Origin of the sequence: Bacillus sp. HMA207 (assembly GCF_003402455.1) — a bacterium.
GTDB classification, from domain to species: Bacteria; Bacillota; Bacilli; order Bacillales; family Bacillaceae_G; genus Bacillus_A; species Bacillus_A cereus.
In genome coordinates, this window is the sequence record NZ_BEZT01000002.1 from 568117 (window position 1) to 590753 (window position 22637).

Here is a 22637-nt window from a genome sequence, read left to right on the forward strand (position 1 = left end):
AGGAGCCAGAAGTGAAACCGGAAGATCCGAAAGAGCCGAAGGAGCCAGAAGTGAAACCAGAAGAACCGAAAGAACCGAAGGAGCCAGAAGTGAAACCGGAAGATCCGAAAGAACCGAAAGAACCGAAAGAACCGAAGGAGCCAGAAGTGAAACCGGAAGATCCGAAAGAACCGAAGGAACCAGAAGTGAAACCGGAGGATTCGAAAGAGCCGAAGGAGCCAGAAGTGAAACCAGAAGTAAGATTGGAAAAATTAATTAAAGAGCCGCAAGTAAAAACAGAAAGAGAATTACCGAAAACAGGGGCAGCGTCTCCATGGATGATGTCAGTTGGTGCTGGAATTTCATTCTTAGTTGGCGGAGTATTATTCGTATTAGGTAGAAGAAGAAAACAATAATTTTTTTAGACGAAAAGCACACTGAGTTCGATAGTTTATCGAATTCAGTGTGCTTTCGTGGTATATAAAATAAAAGCTCCTTCCACGTATGGAAGGAGCTTTTATTTTTACATATTAAAACATGCTTGAGCTATGCATTGGTTGAAGTTTTGCATTTGGATCGAAGTAAGCTTTTGCATTGTTTACTGCTGTTGGTGCTTCACCGAAGCCGCAAGCAATGAGTTTTACTTTTCCTTCATATGTACAAATGTCACCAGCAGCGTAAATGCCAGGAATATTTGTTTCCATTTTTGAATTTACAAGGATGCTGTTTTTTTGTATATCTAAGCCCCAGTTTTTAATTGGGCCAAGAGAAGAAACGAAGCCATAGTTTACAATTACGTCATCAACATCGATGATAACTTTTTCTTCCGTTTTTACATGTTGAAGAACGACTTGTTCAATTTTGTCATCACCAATGAGTTCTACTGGAACGTATGGTGTACTTACTTCTGCACGAGAATTCATTAAGCTTTCTACGCTATGTTCATGCGCACGGAATTTATCACGGCGATGAACGATTGTAACTTTTTCAGCAATTGGTTCTAACATCATTGTCCAATCAACAGCTGAATCGCCGCCGCCAAATACTACGACGCGCTTACCGGCAAATTTATTCATATCATCAACGAAATAGTGTAAGTTTTTCTTTTCATACTTTGCTGTACCTTCTAATTCTAAGCGGCGTGGTTGGAAAGCACCATTGCCAGCAGTAATAATAACTGATTTAGAATAGTGAGTTTGCTTATTCGTAACAAGTTTAAATATACCGTCAGCTTGTTTCTCAAGCGTATCGACAGCTTCTTCTAAACAAACGGTTGGGTCAAATTTCTTCATTTGCTCTTTTAAGTTATCAACTAATTCTTGTGCGCGCACTTTTGGAAATCCAGCCACATCATAAATGTATTTTTCAGGGTAGAGTGCGGATAATTGTCCGCCAAGTTGAGGTAAGCTTTCAATGATTTTTACACTTGCTTGTCTCATACCGCCATAAAATGCTGTGAACAGTCCCGTTGGACCACCACCAATAATTGTTATGTCGTAAACTTTTTGATTTTCTGCCACTTTCATTCCCCCTATAGATGGAATTTTGATATTGATTTCATATATTGTTCATATGTACACGAAAATCCTGCAAATGATGATACTTTCAAATAAATGATAGCATATTTGAGTTCATAATACTTCTGAAAACGACTGAATTGTGTGTAAGTTTTCGCATAGGTTCTTTTTTATTGTATAAAATATACAGAAAGGAAAATACATGAAAAAAAGGCTAAAAAACCCTTGAAAACGCTATGTTATTTTAAAATATTGATAATTCTCCAGACGCTTGAATTCTGGAATAAAACCGACTAATATAGGGAAGTATTATGTTAAATTTCTATGACAAAATTCGTACGATTTTTTGACTGCGTTTTGTTATGATATAGAATGTGATAAATTCCACATTCTTGACAAATAGAGTTTTTAGTACTTGGTATTATTTTTCATTACTATTATATAAAGAAAAGGGTTGTGATTTGGTGAAGACTCCAAAAATCGTAGTTTTAGGTGCAGGTTATGGCGGGATGATTACGACTGTTCGTCTGCAAAAAGCATTATCTGTAAATGAAGCTGAAATTACGCTAGTAAACAACAACAGCTATCACTACCAAGCGACTTGGTTACACGAGAGCGCAGCTGGTACATTACAAGATGAAAAAATCTGTCTAGATATTCAAGACGTTATTGATACAAATAAAGTGAACTTTGTACAAGACACAGTAGTAGAAATTAAAGCTGCTGAAAAACGCATTATCTTAAAAGACGGCGAGTTAGAGTATGACTACTTAGTAATTGGTCTTGGTTTCGAATCAGAAACATTCGGAATTACAGGATTAAAAGAGCATGCATTCTCAATCGCTAACATTAATGCAACTCGTGAAATTCGTGAGCATATGGAAGCTAGTTTCTCTAAATATGCAACTGAACAACGCGATGAGTTAGTAACAATCGTTGTTGGTGGTGCTGGATTTACTGGTATCGAGTACGTAGGTGAGCTTGCAAACCGTGTTCCTGAACTTTGCAAAGAGTACAATGTACCACGTGAAAAAGCACGTATCATCTGTGTAGAAGCTGCTCCAACAGCACTTCCAGGTTTCGATCCAGCGTTAGTAGAATACGCTGTAAAACAACTTGAGAAAAAAGGTGTAGAATTCCGCATCGGTACAGCAATTAAAGAAGCAACTGAAGAAGGTATTATCGTTGCGAATGGCGATGACACTGAATTAATTAAGTCTGAAACAGTAGTTTGGGCTGCAGGTGTTCGTGGTAATGGTATTGTGGAAGAGTCTGGATTTGAAGCAATGCGCGGACGTGTAAAAGTTGATGAGTACATGCATGCTCCAGGATACGAAGATGTATTCATGGTTGGTGACGCAGCGTTAATCATTAATGAAGAAATTAACCGTCCATACCCACCAACAGCACAAATCGCAATTCAACAAGGTTACAATATTGCACACAACTTAACTGTATTAGTTCGTGGCAAGGGCGAAATGAAGAAATTTGCATTTGATAATAAAGGATCTGTATGTTCTTTAGGTCATGACGATGCAATGGGCGTTGTTATGGGTAAAAAGTTAACAGGTTGGAAAGCTTCCTTCATGAAGAAAGTAATCGATAACCGTTACCTATTCTTATTAGGTGGACCTTTATTAGTTCTTAAAAAAGGTAAATTAAAGTTCTTTTAATATATATTAGAAAAAGCAGAAACGGCTAAGAGCTGTTTCTGCTTTTTTCATATTAAAAATATAGTATAATATAAAAAGAAAGAATATTCTGTCCGTTCTGAAAGAGGAGGTTATTACATCATGGAGAAACGAGGGAAGGTATGGCTGGCTGTTAGTGGTTTAGTAGCTACAAAAGATGGTAGGTGGCTATTTGTTAAGAAGAAATACAGTGGATTAAAAGGGAAATGGTCTTTACCGGCTGGTTTTGTAAATGAAGGTGAGACGGTTGATGAAGCTGTGAAACGCGAAGTGTTAGAAGAGACAGGCATTGTCGCTCATGTGAAGGGGATCATTGGTGTTCGATCGGGTGTTATTCGTAATGAGATTAGTGATAATATGATTATTTTTCTTTTGGAGCCTGAAGGAGAAAATATTATTATACAGGAGAAAGAATTGTCTGAAGTGGCGTTCTTACATCCGGATAAGATTGTAGACGATCCGAATACGTCTGTGCTTATTAAATATTTGTTAGAAGGAAGATCAGAACTACATCTTGAAGTGGACAAAACATTAAATCCAGGCGAACCATTTGGTTATACAGCTTATCACGTATTTACGGCACGTGCGAAGGAGAGGGGAAAAGAGTGAGTATACCGGTACTACTTATTTCAATGATGTTATTCTTTATTTTGTTCTTTGGAATTGGATTTTTACTCAACATGATTTTGCGAGCTACTTGGGTAATGGTTATTGTGTATCCGATTGTTTGTATGCTTATTATTAATAAAGCGAGTATGTGGGATTATTTTTCAAAACCGAAAGAAACATTTTCTTCATTTGGGACAAGTGTATCGCACTTAGGACAAGCAGACGTATTTATTCTATCTACTGGATTAGTAGGGGCTGCTTTAGCAGGAGTCGTAATCAAGAAACTTCGGAAAAGCGGATATCAAATGTTTTAATCTCCAATTAAGTTGGAGATTATTTTTTTGCATATTCCTTCATGGTATAGGGAATGATTAACGATGAAGGAGTGTGGAATATAAAAATGTTAAAACGATATTGTATTCGCATTATGATGACTTGTTTACTTGCAATTGCATTATGCGTAACATGGAATGCTTTCACAGGAGTTTCTTTATTAGAGATTGTAAAGAAGTATGAGGGAACGAGTGCAAAAGAAGTACATGCAGCAGAAGTTAAGAGAAATGTTGCTCCGAGTAAAGAAGTGATAAATGCTTTAGAGCAGGCAAACGACTGGTCTAAATATCGTTCAATTGAAATGACTGCAACAGGTTATACGTCGGGAATTGAGTCAACTGGTAAGAGGCCGGGACATCCGGAGTATGGTATTACATATTCAGGTGTTAAGGCGAAAAGGGATTTATATTCCACAATCGCAGCGGACTTACGCGTATTCCCAATTGGAACAATTTTATTCGTACCAGGTTATGGGTATGGTGTAGTAGCTGATAAGGGCGGTGCAATAAAAGGAAACCGTCTTGATCTATATTATGATACGGTGAAAGATGTTTATAGCCAATGGGGTAAGAAAAAAGTAAATGTGTACGTAGTAAAAGTAGGAAATGGTAAGTTTACAGAAGAAGAGTTAACGATGTTAAATCAAGACGAAACGATGCAAGTGTTTCGTGGTCAATATTTAAAACAAAGATAGTCTAGTCGTAATTACGCTAGACTTTTTTTCTTGGCTTATTTCATAATGGAGGGGATTTTACACGACATATAACTGTAGTTAGAATTGTCGCATTTTATCGAAAATAAAGTTATAATGGTGTTAGAGAAATTTAGGGGGTCTGAACATGTTTCAAGTACAAAAAGAATTAGCAGGTCACGAAGCAGTAATTGTCGCTTTATTTGAAGAAGAGAAAATGAGTAGTTTTGTACAAGAACTGGACAAAGCGTTTGAAGGACAATTACAAGTTTTACTAGAAGAGAAAGAATTATCTACGAAGAAAAAGGCCATTTCGAAAGTACATAGCTTAGGAAAAACAAATGTGAAACGTTATTACTTTGTTGGTTTAGGCAAGAAAGAGTCTTACACGACAGAAACGTTACGTGCGGCTCTTGGTAAGGCATTTAAAACACTGCAAGTAGCAAAAGTACAAGATGCAGCAATCTTACTTGATTCTTTCGTAACAGAGAAATTAGAGGCGATTGATGTCGCTCATATTGCAGCAGAGGTACAAGGCCTTGGTACATATGAATTACAAACGTATAAATCAGATAAAAAGGATCGTGTAGAGTTAGAGAAGTTCACGGCTATTACAGCGGAAGATGCACAAGAAATTGAAGCCGCATTAACAGTTGGCTACGTACATGGACGTGCAACAAATTCAGCTCGTACACTTGTAAATATGCCGCCAAACGTATTAACAGCGACAAAGCTTGCTGAGTATGCTGTTGAATTAGCGGAGAAGTATGATATGGACTATAAAGTTCTTGAGAAAGAAGAGATGGAAGATCTTGGTATGGGTGCGTTGCTTGCAGTAAACCAAGGTAGTGTAGAGCCACCAAAAATGATTGCTCTTATTTATAAAGGAAAAGAAGAGTGGACAGATGTCATTGGATTCGTTGGAAAAGGTATTACATACGATACAGGTGGTTATTCTTTAAAACCACGTGAAGGCATGGTCGGTATGAAAGGTGATATGGGTGGTGCAGCTGCTGTATTAGGTGCGATGGAAATTATCGGTGAACTTCGCCCAGAACAAAATGTGATCGCTGTTATTCCTTCAACTGATAACGTTGTAAGTGGTACGGCATTTAAGCCAGACGATGTAATTACATCTATGAGCGGAAAAACAATTGAAGTATTAAATACGGATGCAGAAGGTCGTCTAGCTTTAGCTGACGGTATTACGTATGCGAAAAAACTTGGTGCAAACTACCTTGTTGATGTTGCAACATTAACAGGCGGTGTAATTGTTGCACTTGGAAACTATACGACAGGCGCAATGACAAATAATGAAGAGTTATTTGAGCAAGTGCTAGAGGCTTCTATGGAAACAGATGAGCCAATTTGGCAACTACCGATTTTTGATCGTGATAAAGAACGCGTTCGAAACAGTAAGTTTGCTGATTTAAATAACTCACCAGGCCGTGAAGGACATGCGGTTATGGCAGGTACATTCTTAGGCGAATTCGCTGAAGATACACCGTGGGTACACTTAGATATCGCTGGAACATCAGAAACAAAAGGCGCGCACGACTTAGGTCCAGCTGGAGCAACTGGTGCAATGGTACGTACACTTGCAACACTTGTGGAGCGCTTTGGAGAAGAATAAGAGTATAAGTGAAGACTGTTCAGATATTTTGGAACAGTCTTCTTTTTTATAGGTTTGTTTATCCCACTATTTTCCGGGTAGTAAGACCCATAACTCAAAATTCAGCGAAAGGAAAGCAGTTAGGTCGGATTGCCGGTAAACGCTCGATTGGTGAGGGCTGATTAAAGTTTCACTTTATAAAGAAATCGTATACAAAACCCCATTTAAAGCAAAAGAAGTACGGCCCGTTTCTTCAGAGACAACTAATATAAGTGCATCACTCTTTTCAGATAAGCCAATTGCAGCTCTGTGACGTGTTCCTAGCTCAGGATCAACTTCTGTACTTTTCGTTAAAGGAAGAATATTAGCAGCTGAGACAATATGATTATTTTTTACGAGAACGGCACCGTCATGAAGAGGGTTACCTGGATAAAATATTGATTCGAGTAATGGCGCAGTTAAATGAGCGTTTAATGTCGTTCCAGTTTGAATGAGAGCTTCAAGCGTCTCGTTTCGTTCCACGACGATAAGAGCACCATGTTTTCTGGCGCTTAAATGTTGGATAGCTGTCGTAATAAAAGATGAACTTTCCGTATAAGGTGATAAATATGCCTGAATATAGTATGTAGCTGCCAATGTTTGTACATTTGCTAACATATGATGAATATCTTCCATTTTGCATAAAATACATTCGTCTTCTTTATCGATTGCGTTCCTCATAATCGATAGTTCTTTTTCAGCAATTTCAATCATTTGCTTTGTTTGTATTTTGAGCTCTTCTGACAAGCCCCATTCGTGCATAATCCTCATTCCCTTTAGTGGAGTATTTAACAATAGTGTATACAAATATTCCTAGTAAAATCCTGTTAGATTTTATAAAATATTGAGATACAGCATGTTTTTTTCATATAATAAAGGTATGACGAGCGAGAGGAGAGAGAAGAATGAATTGGAAACAAGAATTTAGTCGCTGGCTTTCTTACGCACAATTAGATGCAGAATTAAAAGAACAGCTAGAAAATATGAAGCAAGATGAGAAGAAAATCGAGGATAGCTTTTATAAAAATCTAGAGTTTGGCACAGGTGGTATGCGTGGTGAACTTGGTGCTGGTACGAACCGTTTAAATGTATATACAGTTCGTAAAGCAACAAAAGGATTAGCAAGCTTTATCGAAAAGTTAGGTGAGGAAGCGAAAAAACGCGGTGTTGTTGTAGCCTATGATTCTCGTCATAAATCACCTGAGTTCGCAATGGAAGTCGCTGCTACACTTGGTGCACGTGGTATCACAACATATGTGTTTGAAAGCTTACGTCCAACGCCAGTACTTTCTTTCGCAGTTCGTCATTTACATACAGTAAGTGGAATCGTTCTTACGGCAAGCCATAATCCGCCTGAATATAACGGATACAAAGTATACGGTGAAGATGGTGGACAGTTACCTCCAAAAGAGGCAGATGAGTTAATTAGCTACGTAAATGCAGTAGAAGATGAATTAACAGTTGAAGTCGCTGATGTAGAGCAATTAAAAGCTGACGGTTTATTACATATTATTGGACAAGAAGTAGATGATGCATATGCTGCAGAATTGAACAATGTCATCATTAATAAAGAAATGGTACAAAAGGTTGGTAAAGACTTAAAAATCGTCTTTACACCATTACACGGAACATCAAATATTTCTGTACGCCGTGGTTTAAAAGAAGTTGGATTTACAGATGTAACAGTTGTAAAAGAGCAAGAGTTACCAGATCCAAACTTCTCTACAGTAAAATCACCGAACCCAGAAGAGCACGCAGCGTTTGAGTATGCAATTCGTGACGGTGAAAAGGTAGGCGCAGATGTATTAATCGCAACTGATCCTGACGCAGACCGCCTTGGTGTAGCAGTGCGTAATCATAATGGTGAGTTCCAAGTATTAACAGGAAACCAAACAGGTGCATTAATGCTTGATTACTTACTATCTCAAAAGAAAGAAAACGGAACGCTTCCAGAGAACGGTGTCGTATTAAAAACAATCGTAACGTCTGAAATTGGTCGTACAATTGCAAAAGCATACGGTTTAGATACAGTTGATACGTTAACTGGATTTAAATTTATCGGTGAGAAAATTAGACAGTATGAAGAAAGCGGACAATATGAATTCCAATTCGGTTATGAGGAAAGCTATGGTTATTTAATCCGCCCATTCTGCCGTGATAAAGATGCAGTACAATCTGTCCTATTTGCATGTGAAGTAGCTGCATACTACAAATCACAAGGGAAAACGTTATATGACGGTCTATTAGAAGTATTTGAGAAGTACGGTTTCTTCCGTGAAGACCTTGTATCGTTAACGTTAAAAGGAAAAGATGGAGCGGAAAAAATCCAAGAGATGATGGCAACGTTCCGTGAGAATCCGCCGAAAGAAGTAGCAGGCTTAACAGTCGTAGCAGTGGAAGACTATAAAGCAAGCATCGTTACATCTTTACAAGATGGACATAAAGAAGAGATTCACTTACCGAAATCAAATGTGTTAAAATATCAATTAGAGGATGGTTCATGGTTCTGCCTACGTCCATCTGGAACTGAGCCGAAGATTAAGTTTTACTTTGGTGTGAAAGATAGTTCTTTACAAAATAGTGAACAAAAGTTACTTACTATTAAAGAAGACATTATGAATCGTTTATAATACAAAGTAATTTTAAGTAGTAAGGAACAAAAGGGAGCGAAATCTCCCTTTTGTTTTATGTAGGAAATGATTGCTATTGATTCCGACAGGAGAGAGGGTATTTTGTGATGAAAAAAGTAAGAAAAGCGATAATCCCAGCAGCTGGATTAGGAACACGTTTTTTACCAGCAACGAAAGCAATGCCGAAAGAAATGTTACCGATAGTAGATAAACCAACGATCCAATACATTGTAGAAGAAGCAGTGAAATCTGGAATCGAAGATATTATTATTGTTACTGGTAAAACAAAGCGCTCTATCGAAGATCATTTTGATAACGCATTTGAACTAGAACAAAACTTATTAGAGAAGAAAAAATATGAGTTGCTTGAAAAAGTACAAGCTTCTTCAAAAATGGTAGATATTCATTACATCCGTCAAAAAGAGCCGAAGGGACTAGGACATGCTGTTTGGTGTGCACGTAAATTCATTGGTGATGAGCCATTTGCAGTGTTACTAGGTGATGATATTGTCCAAGCTGAGAAACCGTGTTTACGTCAATTAATGGATGAGTATGAAAAAACACTTTCTTCTGTTATTGGTGTACAAACTGTTCCAGAGTCGGAAACACATCGCTATGGAATTATCGATCCATTAGAACAAGAAGGTCGTCGTTACCAAGTTCGCAATTTCGTTGAGAAACCAGCACAAGGTACAGCTCCTTCAAACTTAGCGATTATGGGGCGCTACATTTTAACGCCTGAAATCTTTATGTTCTTAGAACAGCAACATGTCGGTGCTGGTGGTGAAATTCAGTTAACAGATGCAATCCAAAGCTTAAATGAAATCCAACGTGTATTTGCCTACGATTTCGAAGGAAAGCGCTACGACGTAGGTGAAAAGCTAGGATTCGTTCAAACGACAATCGAAATGGCTCTGCAACACCCAGAATTACGTGATGACATGGTTGCGATGATGAAGAAAATTTTAGAAGAACAAGCGAATCAAGAGTCATAATAAAAAATGAGTTATTTCAGTATACTGAAATAACTCATTTTTTTATTATGAAATCGTCGAATGAGAATGCTGATAAGCAGAACGACGCACAGCATAATATATGCGAGGTGCGATAATAGCACCGATAATTGTAAATGCAATATCTTTTACTGCAAACCACATCATAATCATCCAAGCAGCTTTATAGCTCATATTACCGCCCATAAAGAGATTGACTGCCCCGTACATGTAAGTAGTACCGATTATATAAGTTAAAATAATTCCTGTGAAAGAGGCAATTGCAAATGTAATGAATGTTGGTCTTTCTTTTTGTTCTACTAGTTTTCCGGATACGTAAGCAACGATAATAAATGCGATAATAAAACCACCAGTAGGATCTAAAAGTGCTCCAAATCCAGCTTTGAAGTTAGCGAAGATTGGTGCGCCGGCTACGCCAACGAGCATATATACAGTCATGGATAAGGCACCAAGTCTACTTCCAAGAAGAAGACCTGCTAAAATTGCGAAAAATGGTTGCATAGATAATGGGATGCCTGCTACTTGAAGGAATGGTGCCCAAGATACAATATTTGCACCGATTGCCATAAGAGCAACGAACATGGCAGCTAATGCTAAATCTAAAACATGAAATCTTCTCATAATGTTAACCTCCTGTTGTTTTTAGGTTAACATTATCGTAGCGAAAATATTTACTTGTTGTCAATCAAAATATTTTGATAAGAAGGCTTTAAATAGTCTCTTAGCAACGTATATGGAATACGAAATTGCGGAATTCCACTTGAATAGGGAGCAATCTCATATAAAGGGAAATAAATGACGAGATTGTCTGGCTCTAAAAAGAAGTGGAATTTTTTCATACTCATTACTTTTTCAGTTGCATCAGGAAAATAAATGCTTTCATTTTGTTTAATTTGTCGTACAATCTCCGCACGGATTACATCTTTATATTTATCCTTTTGTTCAAATAAATCGTCTAAGTGCAGCACCTTTTTTTCGTTTAAATCAAATGTATTTGCCTTCCACGTATAAAGACCGTGTGCTCCACCAGTATATTGATAGTAATTCACATATAGGCTAAGAAAAGGTGGTTTGTTTAAAGAGACTTTATAATCAACATTTGCTACGTACGGATGAAATGGTGTACTAGATCCTTCTGTCTCTTTATAATATTTTTTTGCTTCTTTTTCTAATTTGTTTTTAAATTTGTCAGTGGATTTTTTGTAGTATAAATTGAGTTTATTTTGAAATTTAGAGTCAGAAAATTCGCGAAAAGAAGGCCTGTTTATTTGATATTCTATATAAGGTTTCTTACCTTTTTGCGTTACAGTCTTAACATCGATTGTCAGGTTAGATGCTTTGGCTGTTATTGCACAATTTGGTACAATAGTCAGCAAGGAGAACATAAGCAGTAATATACAAAATTTCTGTTTCATTTAGGTGAAGCCTCCTTATATAAGTGTTATAAGTAGTTTGAAAATAAATAGGTAAAATTATACATTTAATTAAAGTAAGAGAAGGGGGAAGCGATATGGCAAAAACTTTAATGGATTCACTTGGAATTGAGTTGTTAGAGATGACAGAAGATAAGGTGGTTGCTACGATGCCTGTTGATGAGCGTACGCATCAGCCATTTGGATTTTTACATGGTGGTGCATCGGTTGCATTAGCAGAAACAGTGGCAAGTGTTGGTTCATATAATTTAATTGATCAAGAAAAATGTATTTGTTTCGGATTAGAAATTAATGCGAACCACATTCGCTCAAAGAAAGATGGAATTGTAACAGCGATTGGAACACCAATACATAGAGGACAATCGACAATGGTTTGGGATGTTCGCATTATTGATGAAAATGATGATTTACTATGTATATCAAGATGTACAGTAGCAATTAAAGAAAAACGTGAAAAATAAAAAAGAGGCGCTCTTATGAGCAGCCTCTTTTTCTTATAATTAGAACTGGATTTTCTTCTCTAAGAAACCTTTTAGTTCGCTAATTGGCATACGAACTTGTTCCATTGTGTCACGGTCACGTACTGTAACAGCTTTGTCTTCAACTGAGTCGAAGTCGTATGTGATACAGAATGGTGTACCGATTTCGTCTTGACGACGGTAACGTTTACCGATAGAACCAGTTTCATCAAAGTCTACCATGAAGTCTTTAGCTAATTCTGCGAATACTTCAGTAGCACCTTCAGATAGCTTTTTAGATAATGGTAAGATAGCTGCTTTGTATGGTGCTAAAGCAGGGTGGAAACGAAGAACTGTACGAGAATCGTTTTCTAATTGCTCTTCTTCATATGCATCACATAAGAATGCTAATGTTACGCGGTCTGCGCCTAAAGATGGCTCGATGCAGTATGGTACGTAACGCTCATTCGTTTGTGGATCGATATAGTTAAAGTCTTCGTTTGAGTGTTCCATGTGACGTTTTAAGTCGAAGTCTGTACGAGATGCAACGCCCCAAAGTTCGCCCCAACCGAATGGGAATTTGAATTCAATGTCAGTTGTTGCATTACTGTAGTGAGATAACTCTTCTTCACCGTGGTCACGAAGACGCATGCTCTCTTCAGACATACCAAGTGAAAGTAACCAGTTTTTACAAGTTTCACGCCAGAATGCGAACCACTCTAAATCTTCACCAGGCTTACAGAAGAATTCAAGTTCCATTTGTTCGAATTCACGTGTACGGAATGTGAAGTTACCAGGTGTGATTTCGTTACGGAAACTCTTACCGATTTGGCCGATACCAAATGGAAGCTTTTTACGCATAGAGCGTTGAACGTTTTTGAAGTTTACGAAAATACCTTGTGCTGTTTCAGGACGAAGGAAGATTTCGTTTGTGCTAGACTCTGTAACACCTTGGAATGTTTTGAACATTAAGTTGAACTGACGGATTTCAGTAAATTCTTCACTACCGCAATCAGGACATTTTACTTCATGTTCTTTCATTAAGTCAGCCATTTGGTCGAAAGTAAGACCGTCAACAACCATTTCGATGCCTTTTGCATCTAAAGCATCCTCAATTAATTTGTCAGCACGGTGACGAGCTTTACATTTTTTACAGTCGATCATTGGATCGTTGAAGTTACCAACGTGACCAGAAGCGATCCAAGTTTTAGGGTTCATTAAAATAGCTGCGTCTAAACCAACGTTGTGTGGAGATTCTTGAATGAATTTTTTCCACCAAGCTTTTTTAACATTATTTTTTAATTCGATTCCAAGTGGACCGTAATCCCAAGTGTTTGCAAGACCACCGTAAATTTCAGAACCAGGGAAAACAAAACCGCGATGTTTCGCTAAGTTTACAACTTGTTCCATTGAATACATAAGAAAATCCTCCTTTTGAAAGTTAACGTATTGGCGATGACATACTCTGATACTTTGGAAACGGGCAGTATATGTTAAAAAGAACATAAAAAAACGCTCATCCCAAGGCTTATTTGCCTAGGGACGAGCGTTTGCCCGCGGTTCCACCCTAGTTGATACACAAAAGGTGCATCCACTTTATCATGTATTGCTCGAGACTGCCGTTTCCTTGCGTCTTCAGGCTTTCACTATCCCTGAATCGCTTTTTATGCAAGTACTTATAAGTCCGTCATCGCTACTTATATTAATAATAATGAACATATTCTAACACGTTCTTTTTTAAATCTCAATAGAGGAACGCGTCTATCTATGATAGAGTCTCACCTATTTTTTCATTATTTATTCCGTAATTTTCTTTAATATGCTTAATTGCTTCACGCTTACTTAATGGAGCGAGCTCATTGTTTTGAACGTATTCCCAAACTACATCCGGATTTGTTTTTGCATATTCACGAAGGACCCAGCCAATCGCTTTTTGAATGAAAAATTCTTTTGAAGAATGTAGTTGTCCAATAATCCAGAAAAGAAGTTCTTCATCCATCTTTTGTTTATATTTTAGTTGGAATAAAATAGCGGCACGTTGTAACCATATGTTATCTGATGCAATCCATTTTGGAATATAGGCAGAAATTAATTCTGGATGTTTTAAAAAGATATCGCCTAAAAATGTAGGGACGATGCTATCGACAGAGTCCCACCAAGATTTTGTGACAATCAGTTCTTCTAAGAAGGGGATATGAGTTTCGTTTATATGCTTTTTATATTTTTGCATAATATCAAGTGCGGCGGCTTGGAATTCACGTTCTGGCAAGTCCCAAAGCTCACGTATGATAATTTGGAAGTCTTTTTGATCTGGGAGAGTATGTATTTGAATGATGTCTTTTAATAATTGGCGTCTTTCCGGTGTTTGAATACCTAGAAATGGGAAGTGATTTTTCATATAACGAGCCATAGGTTCTGCTTTTTCAGGATTTTGATGAGCTGTGAAATGCTCTTGTAATGCTTTTACAAATGGATGCATAAGTGTTGCTCCTCTCTTATTCTCTTTCTTCTCTTATTATACAAAGAGTTTGGATAAATTTTAAAACATAACTTGCAATGTAATGAAATATGTTGAAAGTAGAGAGGAGAGGATAAGATGGAGGATCAAGGCGTATTAGCAGGTTTCTTTGCTCTTAGTTTTGCGTTTATTCTTGTTATATTGATTTGGGCAATTATTTCATATTTGTTAACGGCTTTTGCACTTTATTCGATGGCGAAAAATGATGGTGCAACGGACGGGGTGCTTGCGTTTATTCCGTTTTTGAATAGTAAGACATGGGGTGACTTAGCGAAAGATAAATTACCAGATTTTTTGAAAGAAGAAGCAGGGTGGAAAGTATTCGGCATATATGTTGCATGTTTCATTTTTAATTTCGTACCAATTATAAGTTTACTAGCAACAGCTGTATCGATTGTATTGTCCATTTATCTTATCTACGCTATTTTAGACAGATACGGAACGAACTCTATATTATTTACGATTATTCATGTAATCACATTTTCGGTGTTCTTACCGATTCATTTATTTATTATTCGGAATGAACCGGTGAGATATAAAGAGTAGACTTTTCGTTTTGTTGATAAGTCGATATATTTTAGATATAAGTAAAAAAGCGCCCTGATTATCAGAGCGCTTTTTTTACTACATAAGGTAGCGTAAATAAATATAAATGTGAGAAATGATTAATGAAACGATCATAATTGGGAAACCGACTTTTAGGAAGTCCATGTAACTAAATTTATGTCCTTCGCGGCTCGCGATACCTGCAACGATTACGTTAGCAGAAGCTCCGATTAATGTTCCGTTTCCGCCCAGACAAGCACCTAGTGCTAATGCCCACCATAATACATCGATTTGTGCGTCAGATGGTGATAAGCCTAGCCCAACTGCCATATCGTTAATAAGTGGAATCATTGTTGCAACGAATGGGATGTTATCAATTGTTGCAGAGGCGATACCAGATACCCATAAAATAAGGATGGATGCGTAAGAAATATCTCCGCCTGTTATACCAATTACTTTTTGAGCTAACATTTTGATAAGACCGATATCGATAAGTCCTCCAACAAGTACGAATAGCCCTGCGAAGAAGAAGATTGTTACCCACTCTACGCTTGCAAATACTTCCTCAATTTCATGCTCTTTCACACCAATTAACATAAGTACAGTAGCACCAGTTAAAGCGATGATAGCTGCATCAACGTGGAAAATCGAATGAGTCATGAAACCTACAATTGTAAGTCCAAGTACTGTTAAAGATTTTTTCATTAATACTGGATCTTTAATGTATTGTTTTTCATCTAGGCTCATTAATTTCTTAACTTGTACAGGATCGGCAATTAATTGTTTGCGATACATAAAGTAAAGTATTATCGCTGTAACTGCAATAATAATAATTACGATTGGTGCTAGATTCAATAGGAAAGCATTGAAGTCTAAATGCTTATTGGCAGAACCAATCATAATGTTAGGTGGATCACCAATTAATGTTGCTGTTCCTCCAATGTTTGAAAAAATAATTTCAGAAAGTAAATAAGGAACAGGATTTACTTGCAGTATGCGCGTAATAGATAAAGTAACTGGAACAACAAGAAGTACAGTTGTAACGTTATCTAAAAATGCGGAGCCAAGCGCGGTAAGTAGGGAAAGGGAAATTAAAATTTTAATTGGATTTCCTTGTGCCCCTTTTGCTGCTTTAATGGCAACGTATTGGAAAACACCTGATTTACTCGTAATGTTCACCAAAATCATCATACCGATGAGTAGCGTAATCGTTCCCCATTCAATATGTTTCGTAAAGGCGTTATGTAAATCGACGACCCCCACAATTACCATGAATGCTGCACCGAGAAGTGCGATGACAGCGCGATTAATTTTTTCAGAAATAATAATGGCATATGTAATTAAAAAGACTGCGATAGCAAAATAATACTGCCAGTTAGCGAGTTCTTGCGTTGTTTCGTGCAAAAATCTCATCTCCTTTCATTCATTTTTCTTAGTGTGTCAAATATTAACTAGATGAAACACACATAACGTCATTATAAAGTAGAAAAACTGCGGATGTAAATGAAAGGAGAGATTTTGTCATATTTTCTGCATAGGTCATTTTTTCTTATTTTTTAAAATATTTGTGGGCATTTGACATATATATAAGATACATCCAATCTGAATATTTAAAATGGAATTAGCATTCGAGCTTGTTCGTGTAGGAGTGTCAAATAGAAAGGAATGACAAAAATGATAAGGAAGGGATCGTATGGATGAACAACGATTTTTATTTTTAGACTTTGAGTTTACGATGCCCCAGCATAGAAAGAAACCGAAAGGATTTTTTCCGGAGATTATTGAGGTAGGGCTCGTTTCAGTTGCTGGCTGTAAGGTAGAAGATACGTATTCATCACATGTCAGGCCGAAAACATTTCCCTCTTTAACGGATCGATGTAAGAAGTTTTTGGGAATAAAACAAGAAGTCGTAGATAAAGGGATTTCATTTCCTGAACTCGTTAAGAAGCTTGCAGAATACGAAACGAAATGTAAACCGACAATTGTAACGTGGGGAAATATGGATATGAAAGTGCTGAAGCATAATTGTGAGATGGCAGGGATAGCTTTTCCATTCTTCGGACAGTGTCGTGATTTATCGCTTGAGTATAAGAAGTTTTTTGGAGAAAGAAATCAAACAGGATTATGGAAAGCAATTGAGGCGTATGGAAAAGTAGGGACAGGGAAGCATCATTGTGCGCTTGACGATGCGATGACGACGTACAATATTTTTAAACTAGTAGAAAAAGATAAAGAGTATTTAGTAAAGCCAGCACCTCCAACATTAGGAGAACTCGTTGATTTTTCAAAAGTGTTAAAGAAAGTGAGCACACAGTAACGACCAAATTGCACATTATGTAATTTGGTCGTTTTGTTTTTTAGAGTTTGTAGTCTTTCTTTAACTGTTGTAATGTTTCTAGACTACGCTCTGCAAAAGGTGAATCATCTTCAAAAAATGAATTCATTTGAGTTTCTAATGCTAATTTTAGTGACTCGGTATAATCCGGAATTTCTCCTTCATATTTTTTCACCATTTGCTCTGGAATGTTCGTCTGTTCACGGAAAGCTAAAGCGCGTCTTTCATGGAAAAATGGTACGTCAGCTTGTTTTACGTTATGTAAGTCACCTTGCACCGGATGTTTTAAAACAGCTAATACTTTTACGACGTAACTGCCAGGGCGGCTATTTGTAACTTCGCCGATGTATTTTCCTGTTTTATAAATACCAGTAACGATTTCGCCAATTTCAAATGTTTCTCTCATATTTTTCACCTCAAGTTTATAGTAAGGAAAGTAGGAGAAGGAGTCAAAGAAATCAGTTGCTTTCAGAACGCCCCTTGAGAATATGGATAGGTTCCACTATAATTTAAAATGATATAACAGAAAATTCTGATGTTTTATAAATCCTATAATAAGGAGTGTTCTATATGATGCCTTTATATTTTCCGGAAGATAAAACAGAATATATTATTCCAGGGATTGTTTGCGTTCTATTTATTATCGGTGCTATTGCCACGTGGCGCATGTTTATTCGTGTATCAAAAAGAGAAGCAGAGCGATTGCAGAAAGTTGAAGAAAAACTATTAGCTGAAAAGAAACAGTAATGCATTTTTGTATGTTTCCCTCTATGCTCGGACAATCTAAGGGCAGAATATATTTTGGAGGGAATAGAATGAAGAAACGGCTTTTTTTCAGTTGTTGTTTATTATTTCTGATGGCAGGTTGTGACCAAGGAAAGCCGAAAGAAATTGAAGTGAAATTACATAATGCTTCAGGTGATGAAGTAGGGACTGCGAAAGTAGTTCAGCAAACAAGTGGAGTGAAAATTACGATTAAAGGGGAAGGTTTCACGCCAGGCCCGCACGGACTACATGTACACGAAATTGGAGAGTGTAAAGCACCTCGTTTTGAATCAGCTGGAAATCATTTTAATCCAGATGATAAAAAACATGGTCTTCTTAATCCGAAGGGTGCAGAAAACGGTGATTTACCGAACGTAGTTGCAGATGGTTCTGGAAAGATTAAGGCGGAAATTAATGCCCCACACATCACACTTGAAGAAGGAAAAACGACGATTCATAGAAAAGATGGAGCGTCTATTATTATTACAGAAAACCCTGATGATGGTATGACTCAACCGACAGGTAAATCAGGGGATCGAATTGCTTGTGGCGTAATTGTAAAAAAAGCATCGGATATGAAGAAAAAGTAAAAGCTACCGTGAATGGTAGCTTTCTTTGTGAAATGTAATTGAAAATATATTAGCGATTATTGGAATATATCGACTGTAACTCAAATTATATCGGCGATTATTGGAATATATCGACCGTAACTTGAAATATATCGACTTACTGACAAAATATGACAAAGGAGTCTGTCCAAGAATGATTAGGGGGACAGACTCCTTTCTTATTATGAAACCGTATGACGCAGTCTGTTTAAAATTTCTTCTAAAACAGATCGTGGACAGCCGATATTAATTCGAATATGTTCTTCGCCACCTAACCCGTATTTCTCACCAGGTTCAACAATGATTTTTCCTTTTTCCTCAAGTAATGCAGTACGCTCGTTTTGAGAAAGCTTTAGACGAGAACAATCAATCCATAATAAAAAGCTACCTTCTGGCTTCGTTACGGAAAGAGCAGGTATGTGAGTTTTAATATATTCACAAGCAAATTGAGCATTATCTTCTATATATAATCGAATTTCGTTTAGCCAATCATTACATTCTGTATAGGCACTTTGCATCGCTGTATAAGCGAAGATATTTAATCCGTGGAAGCCTTGTCTATATTGGATAGATGTAAAGGCTTGACGGAGTTTTTCATTTGGAATGATAATAATCGATGCTTGTAATCCAGCGATATTAAATGTTTTACTTGGAGCCATACAAGTGATAGTGCGCTCTGCTAATTCTTCAGATAAGGAAGCGAACGGTGTATGTGTATGATCTGCATAAATAATATCGGAATGAATTTCATCCGCCACAACGATTACGTTATATTTAGTACATAACGATCCGAGCTGCAAAAGTTCCTCTTTCGTCCAAACGCGCCCGATTGGGTTATGAGGGCTACAAAGAAGCATGAGTTTGATGCCTTGTTGAAACTGCTTTTCTAAATGCTTGAAGTCTATCACATATGTATCATTTTGTTTCTGTAATGGACTCACGTATAACTGTCTGTTGTTTGTTGTGACCATTTCGAAAAATGGAGGATAAATAGGTGGTTGTACGAGAACGGATTCGTTTTCTTTTGTGAAAGCTTGTATGCTCGTACTAAGAGCTGGAACGATTCCGGCGCTAAAGACAATCCATTCTTTTTGAATATCCCAGTCGTATTGTTGTTTTGTCCAGTTACAAATAATATTCCCAATATTTTCGGGAGGAAGTGTATAGCCAAAAATCGGATGTTCGATTCGTTGTTTTAAGGCAGTTTGGATTGGTTTTGGTACTTCAAAATCCATATCAGCAATCCAAGCATGGATAAGTTCTTCGTTTTTATATGTATCCCATTTTATACTATGCGTTCCACGTCGATTGATTGCTTTATGAAATAGTTGCATAAGTTTGCTCCCTTCTTCTGTAAAACCAATAAGTTATGAAAGTTCTCTCTCTTCTTATAGAATAGCTGATGTGATAGGATAAAGAAAACTATTAAAAAGTGAAAAGGCGGGAAGCGAATGGGTACATATGAAAAGATGATAGAGGTTGTGAAGAATTGGGATCCGTTTCAAATGGGACCGGAGTTTTATGAAACAGAAGCGAGCGATGTTGTGAACGTCATAAGTGTGTTTGACGATCCAAAATACATCGCAAAGAAGATTCAACATATATACTTTATGTCTTTTGAGGAAGTACCTGCGCTTGAAAAATGTGAGAAATTAGCTATGGAATTACTTATAATAAAAGAAGGTGGAAGCTGTTCATTATAGGCTGTCGGAATTTGCGACAGCCTTTTTTATATTATCCCGCTATTTGCTGGGTAGTAAGACCCTCACCTCAAAATTCAGCGGAAGCAAAGAAGTTAGGTGGGGGCTGATTAAAGTTTCATTTTATTGCGCGGAAAAAGCGATAATTTCTTCATAAACATGTTCAGGCTTTTCTTCAGGTAGTAAATGTCCTGTATTTTCATAAGAAATAAATTTTGAATTCGGTAAATCTTTGTGTAGACGATGACCTACATGTACAGGGACGACGCGGTCTTTTTCACCCCAAATGAGTAGGATAGGTGTTTCGATTTTTTGTAATTCAGTTGAAGATAAGTCACCTTCACGGTCTCGTATCATGCGAGTTAAAGCGGGAAATATACGGTTGTCATAAAAAGGAGCGGAGTAACCTTTTTTCATTTCATCGTCAATTAATGAGTGATCATGAACGACATTCATTAAGTTATGAACAATGCCGCGTCTAATAATCCAGTTCTTTACGTATAAATGAAAGAACGGTAAATAAGAAGAGTATAGTAAAGGTAAGGTTGCGCGCGCTAAATAGCTCGAGCTACATAGTAAAATCGTCTTTGAAATGAGTTCAGGACGTATACGGTTTACATAGAGAGAAATTTGCCCACCCATAGAATGCCCAACTAATACAATGTTTGAGAGAGATAAATGTTCAATTAAATCAATAATAATCGTTGCTAAATTGTGATAAGAATACTTAAACAGATGAGACTTATCACTTTTTCCGAACGGTGGTAAATCAAGAGCAATGACTGTTCCTTCCTTCGCTAGTAAAGGAATGAGACGGCGGTAACTGAATGAGGAAGATAAAAAGCCGTGAACGAGTACGAAAGTAGGGCGTTCTGTTTTATTATCATGTTCATACAATTCGTAATGAACAGTAGTGCCGCGAGTGGAAAAAGTGAAATAAGGACAAGTATATTTATGATTCATTTTTTGTCACTCCATTGATTTTTGTTCATATCATCTCCAAGGAAGAAGAAAATATGTTAACAAAAAAAGGCAAGATGACGATGTCATCTTGCCTTTCGTTTATTCAGTATTACCCGCGCACAATATTAGGCGGTGTTTTTCCTTGTAATCCTGCAACTAAATTTTCAGCGGCGGTCATGGCCATTTGCTGACGAGTTTTTAATGTTGCAGATCCGATGTGCGGTAAAGTCACAACATTTTGTAATGATAAGAGTGGATTATCTTTTTGAATTGGCTCTTGTGTAAAAGTATCGATGCCTGCTGCAAAGATTTTCTTTTCTGTTAAAGCATAGATTAACGCTTCTTCATCTACTGTTTTCCCCCGAGAAGCATTAATGAAGATTGCTGTTTCTTTCATTATTGAAAATTCCTTTTCTCCGATAAGGTGATATGTTTCATCTGTTAATGGAGTAAGAAGAACAATAAAGTCAGACTGCTTCAGTAGCGTCTGTAAATCACAATATGTAGCATCGAATTTTTGTTCAGCTTCTTCTTTACGACGGCGGTTATAGTAAAGAACATTCATATCAAATCCGAATTTTGCTCGTTTTGCAACGGCTTCTCCAATTCGGCCCATACCGATAATACCAATTGTGCTATGGTGTACATCTAGTCCGAAGTGTTCTTTTCCGATTTCAGCGTTCCATTCACCATTTTTTACGTAAGAATCGAGTTCGCAAACGCGGCGCCCAGCTGATAGCATAAGGGCGAAAACGAGATCAGCTACTGTATCATCTAATACGTATGGTGTATTCGTTCCGATAACATTTCGGTTTTTCATCGCTTGTAAATCAAAATTATCGTAACCAACAGAAATATTGCTCACTACTTTTAAGTTAGGAGCCACTGTCAGTAATTCTTCATTAATAGCAGATCCGAAATTTAATAACCCATCTTTATCTTGTATTTTCTCTAATAGAACATCACGAGGCACTTTCTCATTTTGATCCCATTTTTCGTAATCACAGTGTTCTGATAAATAGTTTTCTACAAATGTCGGAACTGGTTCAGCAATATAAATTTTTGGTTTCACGGTTCCATCCCCTTTCGCTTTATCACGCATTTTTCCGCTGATTAAAGTTTCACTTTATTTTGACATAATTCAATAGAAAAATCTTCTTTTCAAACTGGAAAGGGTATTTGTATAATTTAGACACA

25 protein-coding genes are annotated in these 22637 nt (G+C 37.1%); 14 read left to right on the forward strand and 11 right to left on the reverse strand.

Going from position 1 to position 22637, the window contains the following annotated elements; translation table 11 throughout:
* Nucleotides 1–395, forward strand: a 395-nt coding sequence (locus HMAS_RS23395; protein WP_116345058.1) for an LPXTG cell wall anchor domain-containing protein, incomplete at its 5' end; no start/stop codon positions are given.
* Between the two features lie 114 nt (nt 396–509).
* On the opposite strand, the gene HMAS_RS23400 is transcribed toward HMAS_RS23395, so the two are convergent.
* Nucleotides 510–1499, reverse strand: a complete 990-nt coding sequence (locus tag HMAS_RS23400) for an NAD(P)/FAD-dependent oxidoreductase (RefSeq protein WP_000829789.1) — start codon at nt 1497–1499, stop codon at nt 510–512.
* 461 nt (nt 1500–1960) lie between these two features.
* On the opposite strand from HMAS_RS23400, the gene HMAS_RS23405 reads away from it, so the two are divergent.
* The 5 genes from HMAS_RS23405 to pepA all read left to right on the forward strand — a co-directional run bounded on the left by HMAS_RS23405 (nt 1961) and on the right by pepA (nt 6453).
* Nucleotides 1961–3169 (forward strand): NAD(P)/FAD-dependent oxidoreductase, encoded by a 1209-nt coding sequence (locus tag HMAS_RS23405; RefSeq protein ID WP_000856612.1) that lies wholly within the window; start codon nt 1961–1963, stop codon nt 3167–3169.
* A gap of 120 nt (nt 3170–3289) precedes the next feature.
* The gene (locus HMAS_RS23410; RefSeq protein WP_000415315.1) at nt 3290–3796 is read left to right on the forward strand and encodes an NUDIX hydrolase; all 507 of its coding nucleotides are present in this window, start codon (nt 3290–3292) and stop codon (nt 3794–3796) included.
* Nucleotides 3793–4110 carry a YuiB family protein gene (locus HMAS_RS23415; RefSeq protein ID WP_000027016.1) on the forward strand — a complete coding sequence of 106 codons (318 nt, stop codon included), beginning with the start codon at nt 3793–3795 and terminating at the stop codon, nt 4108–4110. The genes HMAS_RS23410 and HMAS_RS23415 overlap by 4 nt, the downstream gene beginning before the upstream one ends.
* A gap of 86 nt (nt 4111–4196) precedes the next feature.
* Nucleotides 4197–4823: a 3D domain-containing protein gene (locus tag HMAS_RS23420; RefSeq protein WP_006922360.1), complete on the forward strand. Its 627-nt coding sequence runs from the start codon at nt 4197–4199 to the stop codon at nt 4821–4823.
* A 145-nt stretch (nt 4824–4968) separates the two neighbouring features.
* Complete coding sequence (pepA, locus tag HMAS_RS23425) at nt 4969–6453, forward strand: cytosol aminopeptidase (protein ID WP_000487952.1); 1485 nt, start codon at nt 4969–4971, stop codon at nt 6451–6453.
* A 174-nt stretch (nt 6454–6627) separates the two neighbouring features.
* Here pepA and cdaS read toward each other — a convergent pair whose 3' ends face one another.
* Nucleotides 6628–7233 carry a sporulation-specific diadenylate cyclase CdaS gene (gene cdaS, locus HMAS_RS23430; RefSeq protein ID WP_000545253.1) on the reverse strand — a complete coding sequence of 202 codons (606 nt, stop codon included), beginning with the start codon at nt 7231–7233 and terminating at the stop codon, nt 6628–6630.
* Nucleotides 7234–7376: 143 nt separating this feature from the next.
* Between cdaS and HMAS_RS23435 the strand changes: the two genes are divergently transcribed.
* Both HMAS_RS23435 and galU read left to right on the forward strand, forming a co-directional pair.
* Nucleotides 7377–9101 carry a phospho-sugar mutase gene (locus HMAS_RS23435; RefSeq protein ID WP_001104221.1) on the forward strand — a complete coding sequence of 575 codons (1725 nt, stop codon included), beginning with the start codon at nt 7377–7379 and terminating at the stop codon, nt 9099–9101.
* Between the two features lie 107 nt (nt 9102–9208).
* On the forward strand, nt 9209–10096 hold the full coding sequence (galU, locus tag HMAS_RS23440; RefSeq protein WP_002097988.1) for a UTP--glucose-1-phosphate uridylyltransferase GalU: 888 nt from the start codon (nt 9209–9211) through the stop codon (nt 10094–10096).
* 45 nt (nt 10097–10141) lie between these two features.
* Here galU and HMAS_RS23445 read toward each other — a convergent pair whose 3' ends face one another.
* Both HMAS_RS23445 and HMAS_RS23450 read right to left on the reverse strand, forming a co-directional pair.
* On the reverse strand, nt 10142–10735 hold the full coding sequence (locus HMAS_RS23445; RefSeq protein WP_001252163.1) for a biotin transporter BioY: 594 nt from the start codon (nt 10733–10735) through the stop codon (nt 10142–10144).
* 50 nt (nt 10736–10785) lie between these two features.
* A complete protein-coding gene (locus tag HMAS_RS23450; protein ID WP_116345060.1) occupies nt 10786–11529 on the reverse strand; it encodes a DUF3298 and DUF4163 domain-containing protein in 744 nt (247 codons plus the stop codon).
* Between the two features lie 95 nt (nt 11530–11624).
* Between HMAS_RS23450 and HMAS_RS23455 the strand changes: the two genes are divergently transcribed.
* Nucleotides 11625–12008, forward strand: a complete 384-nt coding sequence (locus HMAS_RS23455; RefSeq protein ID WP_001140612.1) for a hotdog fold thioesterase — start codon at nt 11625–11627, stop codon at nt 12006–12008.
* Nucleotides 12009–12047: 39 nt separating this feature from the next.
* Here the strand turns inward: HMAS_RS23455 and HMAS_RS23460 are convergent, their stop codons facing one another.
* Entirely contained in the window at nt 12048–13424 is a 1377-nt protein-coding gene (locus tag HMAS_RS23460) for a glycine--tRNA ligase (RefSeq protein WP_000287147.1), read from the reverse strand.
* 346 nt (nt 13425–13770) lie between these two features.
* A complete protein-coding gene (locus HMAS_RS23465) occupies nt 13771–14484 on the reverse strand; it encodes a DNA alkylation repair protein (RefSeq protein WP_000553308.1) in 714 nt (237 codons plus the stop codon).
* Between the two features lie 117 nt (nt 14485–14601).
* On the opposite strand from HMAS_RS23465, the gene HMAS_RS23470 reads away from it, so the two are divergent.
* Nucleotides 14602–15069 carry a hypothetical protein gene (locus tag HMAS_RS23470; RefSeq protein WP_000390061.1) on the forward strand — a complete coding sequence of 156 codons (468 nt, stop codon included), beginning with the start codon at nt 14602–14604 and terminating at the stop codon, nt 15067–15069.
* 78 nt (nt 15070–15147) lie between these two features.
* Here HMAS_RS23470 and HMAS_RS23475 read toward each other — a convergent pair whose 3' ends face one another.
* Nucleotides 15148–16473: an ArsB/NhaD family transporter gene (locus HMAS_RS23475; protein ID WP_065224315.1), complete on the reverse strand. Its 1326-nt coding sequence runs from the start codon at nt 16471–16473 to the stop codon at nt 15148–15150.
* A 289-nt stretch (nt 16474–16762) separates the two neighbouring features.
* On the opposite strand from HMAS_RS23475, the gene kapD reads away from it, so the two are divergent.
* Complete coding sequence (gene kapD, locus HMAS_RS23480) at nt 16763–17386, forward strand: 3'-5' exonuclease KapD (protein ID WP_000344356.1); 624 nt, start codon at nt 16763–16765, stop codon at nt 17384–17386.
* Between the two features lie 40 nt (nt 17387–17426).
* Here the strand turns inward: kapD and HMAS_RS23485 are convergent, their stop codons facing one another.
* Nucleotides 17427–17810: a kinase-associated lipoprotein B gene (locus HMAS_RS23485; RefSeq protein ID WP_001209342.1), complete on the reverse strand. Its 384-nt coding sequence runs from the start codon at nt 17808–17810 to the stop codon at nt 17427–17429.
* A 164-nt stretch (nt 17811–17974) separates the two neighbouring features.
* Between HMAS_RS23485 and HMAS_RS27830 the strand changes: the two genes are divergently transcribed.
* Nucleotides 17975–18151, forward strand: coding sequence for a hypothetical protein (locus HMAS_RS27830; protein ID WP_000982757.1), 177 nt, complete (start codon nt 17975–17977; stop codon nt 18149–18151).
* A gap of 68 nt (nt 18152–18219) precedes the next feature.
* Nucleotides 18220–18759 carry a superoxide dismutase [Cu-Zn] gene (gene sodC / locus HMAS_RS23490; protein WP_006922350.1) on the forward strand — a complete coding sequence of 180 codons (540 nt, stop codon included), beginning with the start codon at nt 18220–18222 and terminating at the stop codon, nt 18757–18759.
* Nucleotides 18760–18959: 200 nt separating this feature from the next.
* Here the strand turns inward: sodC and HMAS_RS23495 are convergent, their stop codons facing one another.
* Entirely contained in the window at nt 18960–20111 is a 1152-nt protein-coding gene (locus HMAS_RS23495; protein ID WP_025710387.1) for a MalY/PatB family protein, read from the reverse strand.
* 117 nt (nt 20112–20228) lie between these two features.
* On the opposite strand from HMAS_RS23495, the gene HMAS_RS23500 reads away from it, so the two are divergent.
* The gene (locus tag HMAS_RS23500) at nt 20229–20480 is read left to right on the forward strand and encodes a YugE family protein (protein ID WP_000537637.1); all 252 of its coding nucleotides are present in this window, start codon (nt 20229–20231) and stop codon (nt 20478–20480) included.
* Between the two features lie 120 nt (nt 20481–20600).
* Here the strand turns inward: HMAS_RS23500 and HMAS_RS23505 are convergent, their stop codons facing one another.
* Together HMAS_RS23505 and HMAS_RS23510 are read right to left on the reverse strand one after the other, a co-directional pair.
* Nucleotides 20601–21440: an alpha/beta fold hydrolase gene (locus HMAS_RS23505; protein WP_001015860.1), complete on the reverse strand. Its 840-nt coding sequence runs from the start codon at nt 21438–21440 to the stop codon at nt 20601–20603.
* Nucleotides 21441–21549: 109 nt separating this feature from the next.
* Nucleotides 21550–22542 (reverse strand): 2-hydroxyacid dehydrogenase, encoded by a 993-nt coding sequence (locus HMAS_RS23510; RefSeq protein ID WP_025710388.1) that lies wholly within the window; start codon nt 22540–22542, stop codon nt 21550–21552.
* Nucleotides 22543–22637: the final 95 nt, after the last annotated feature.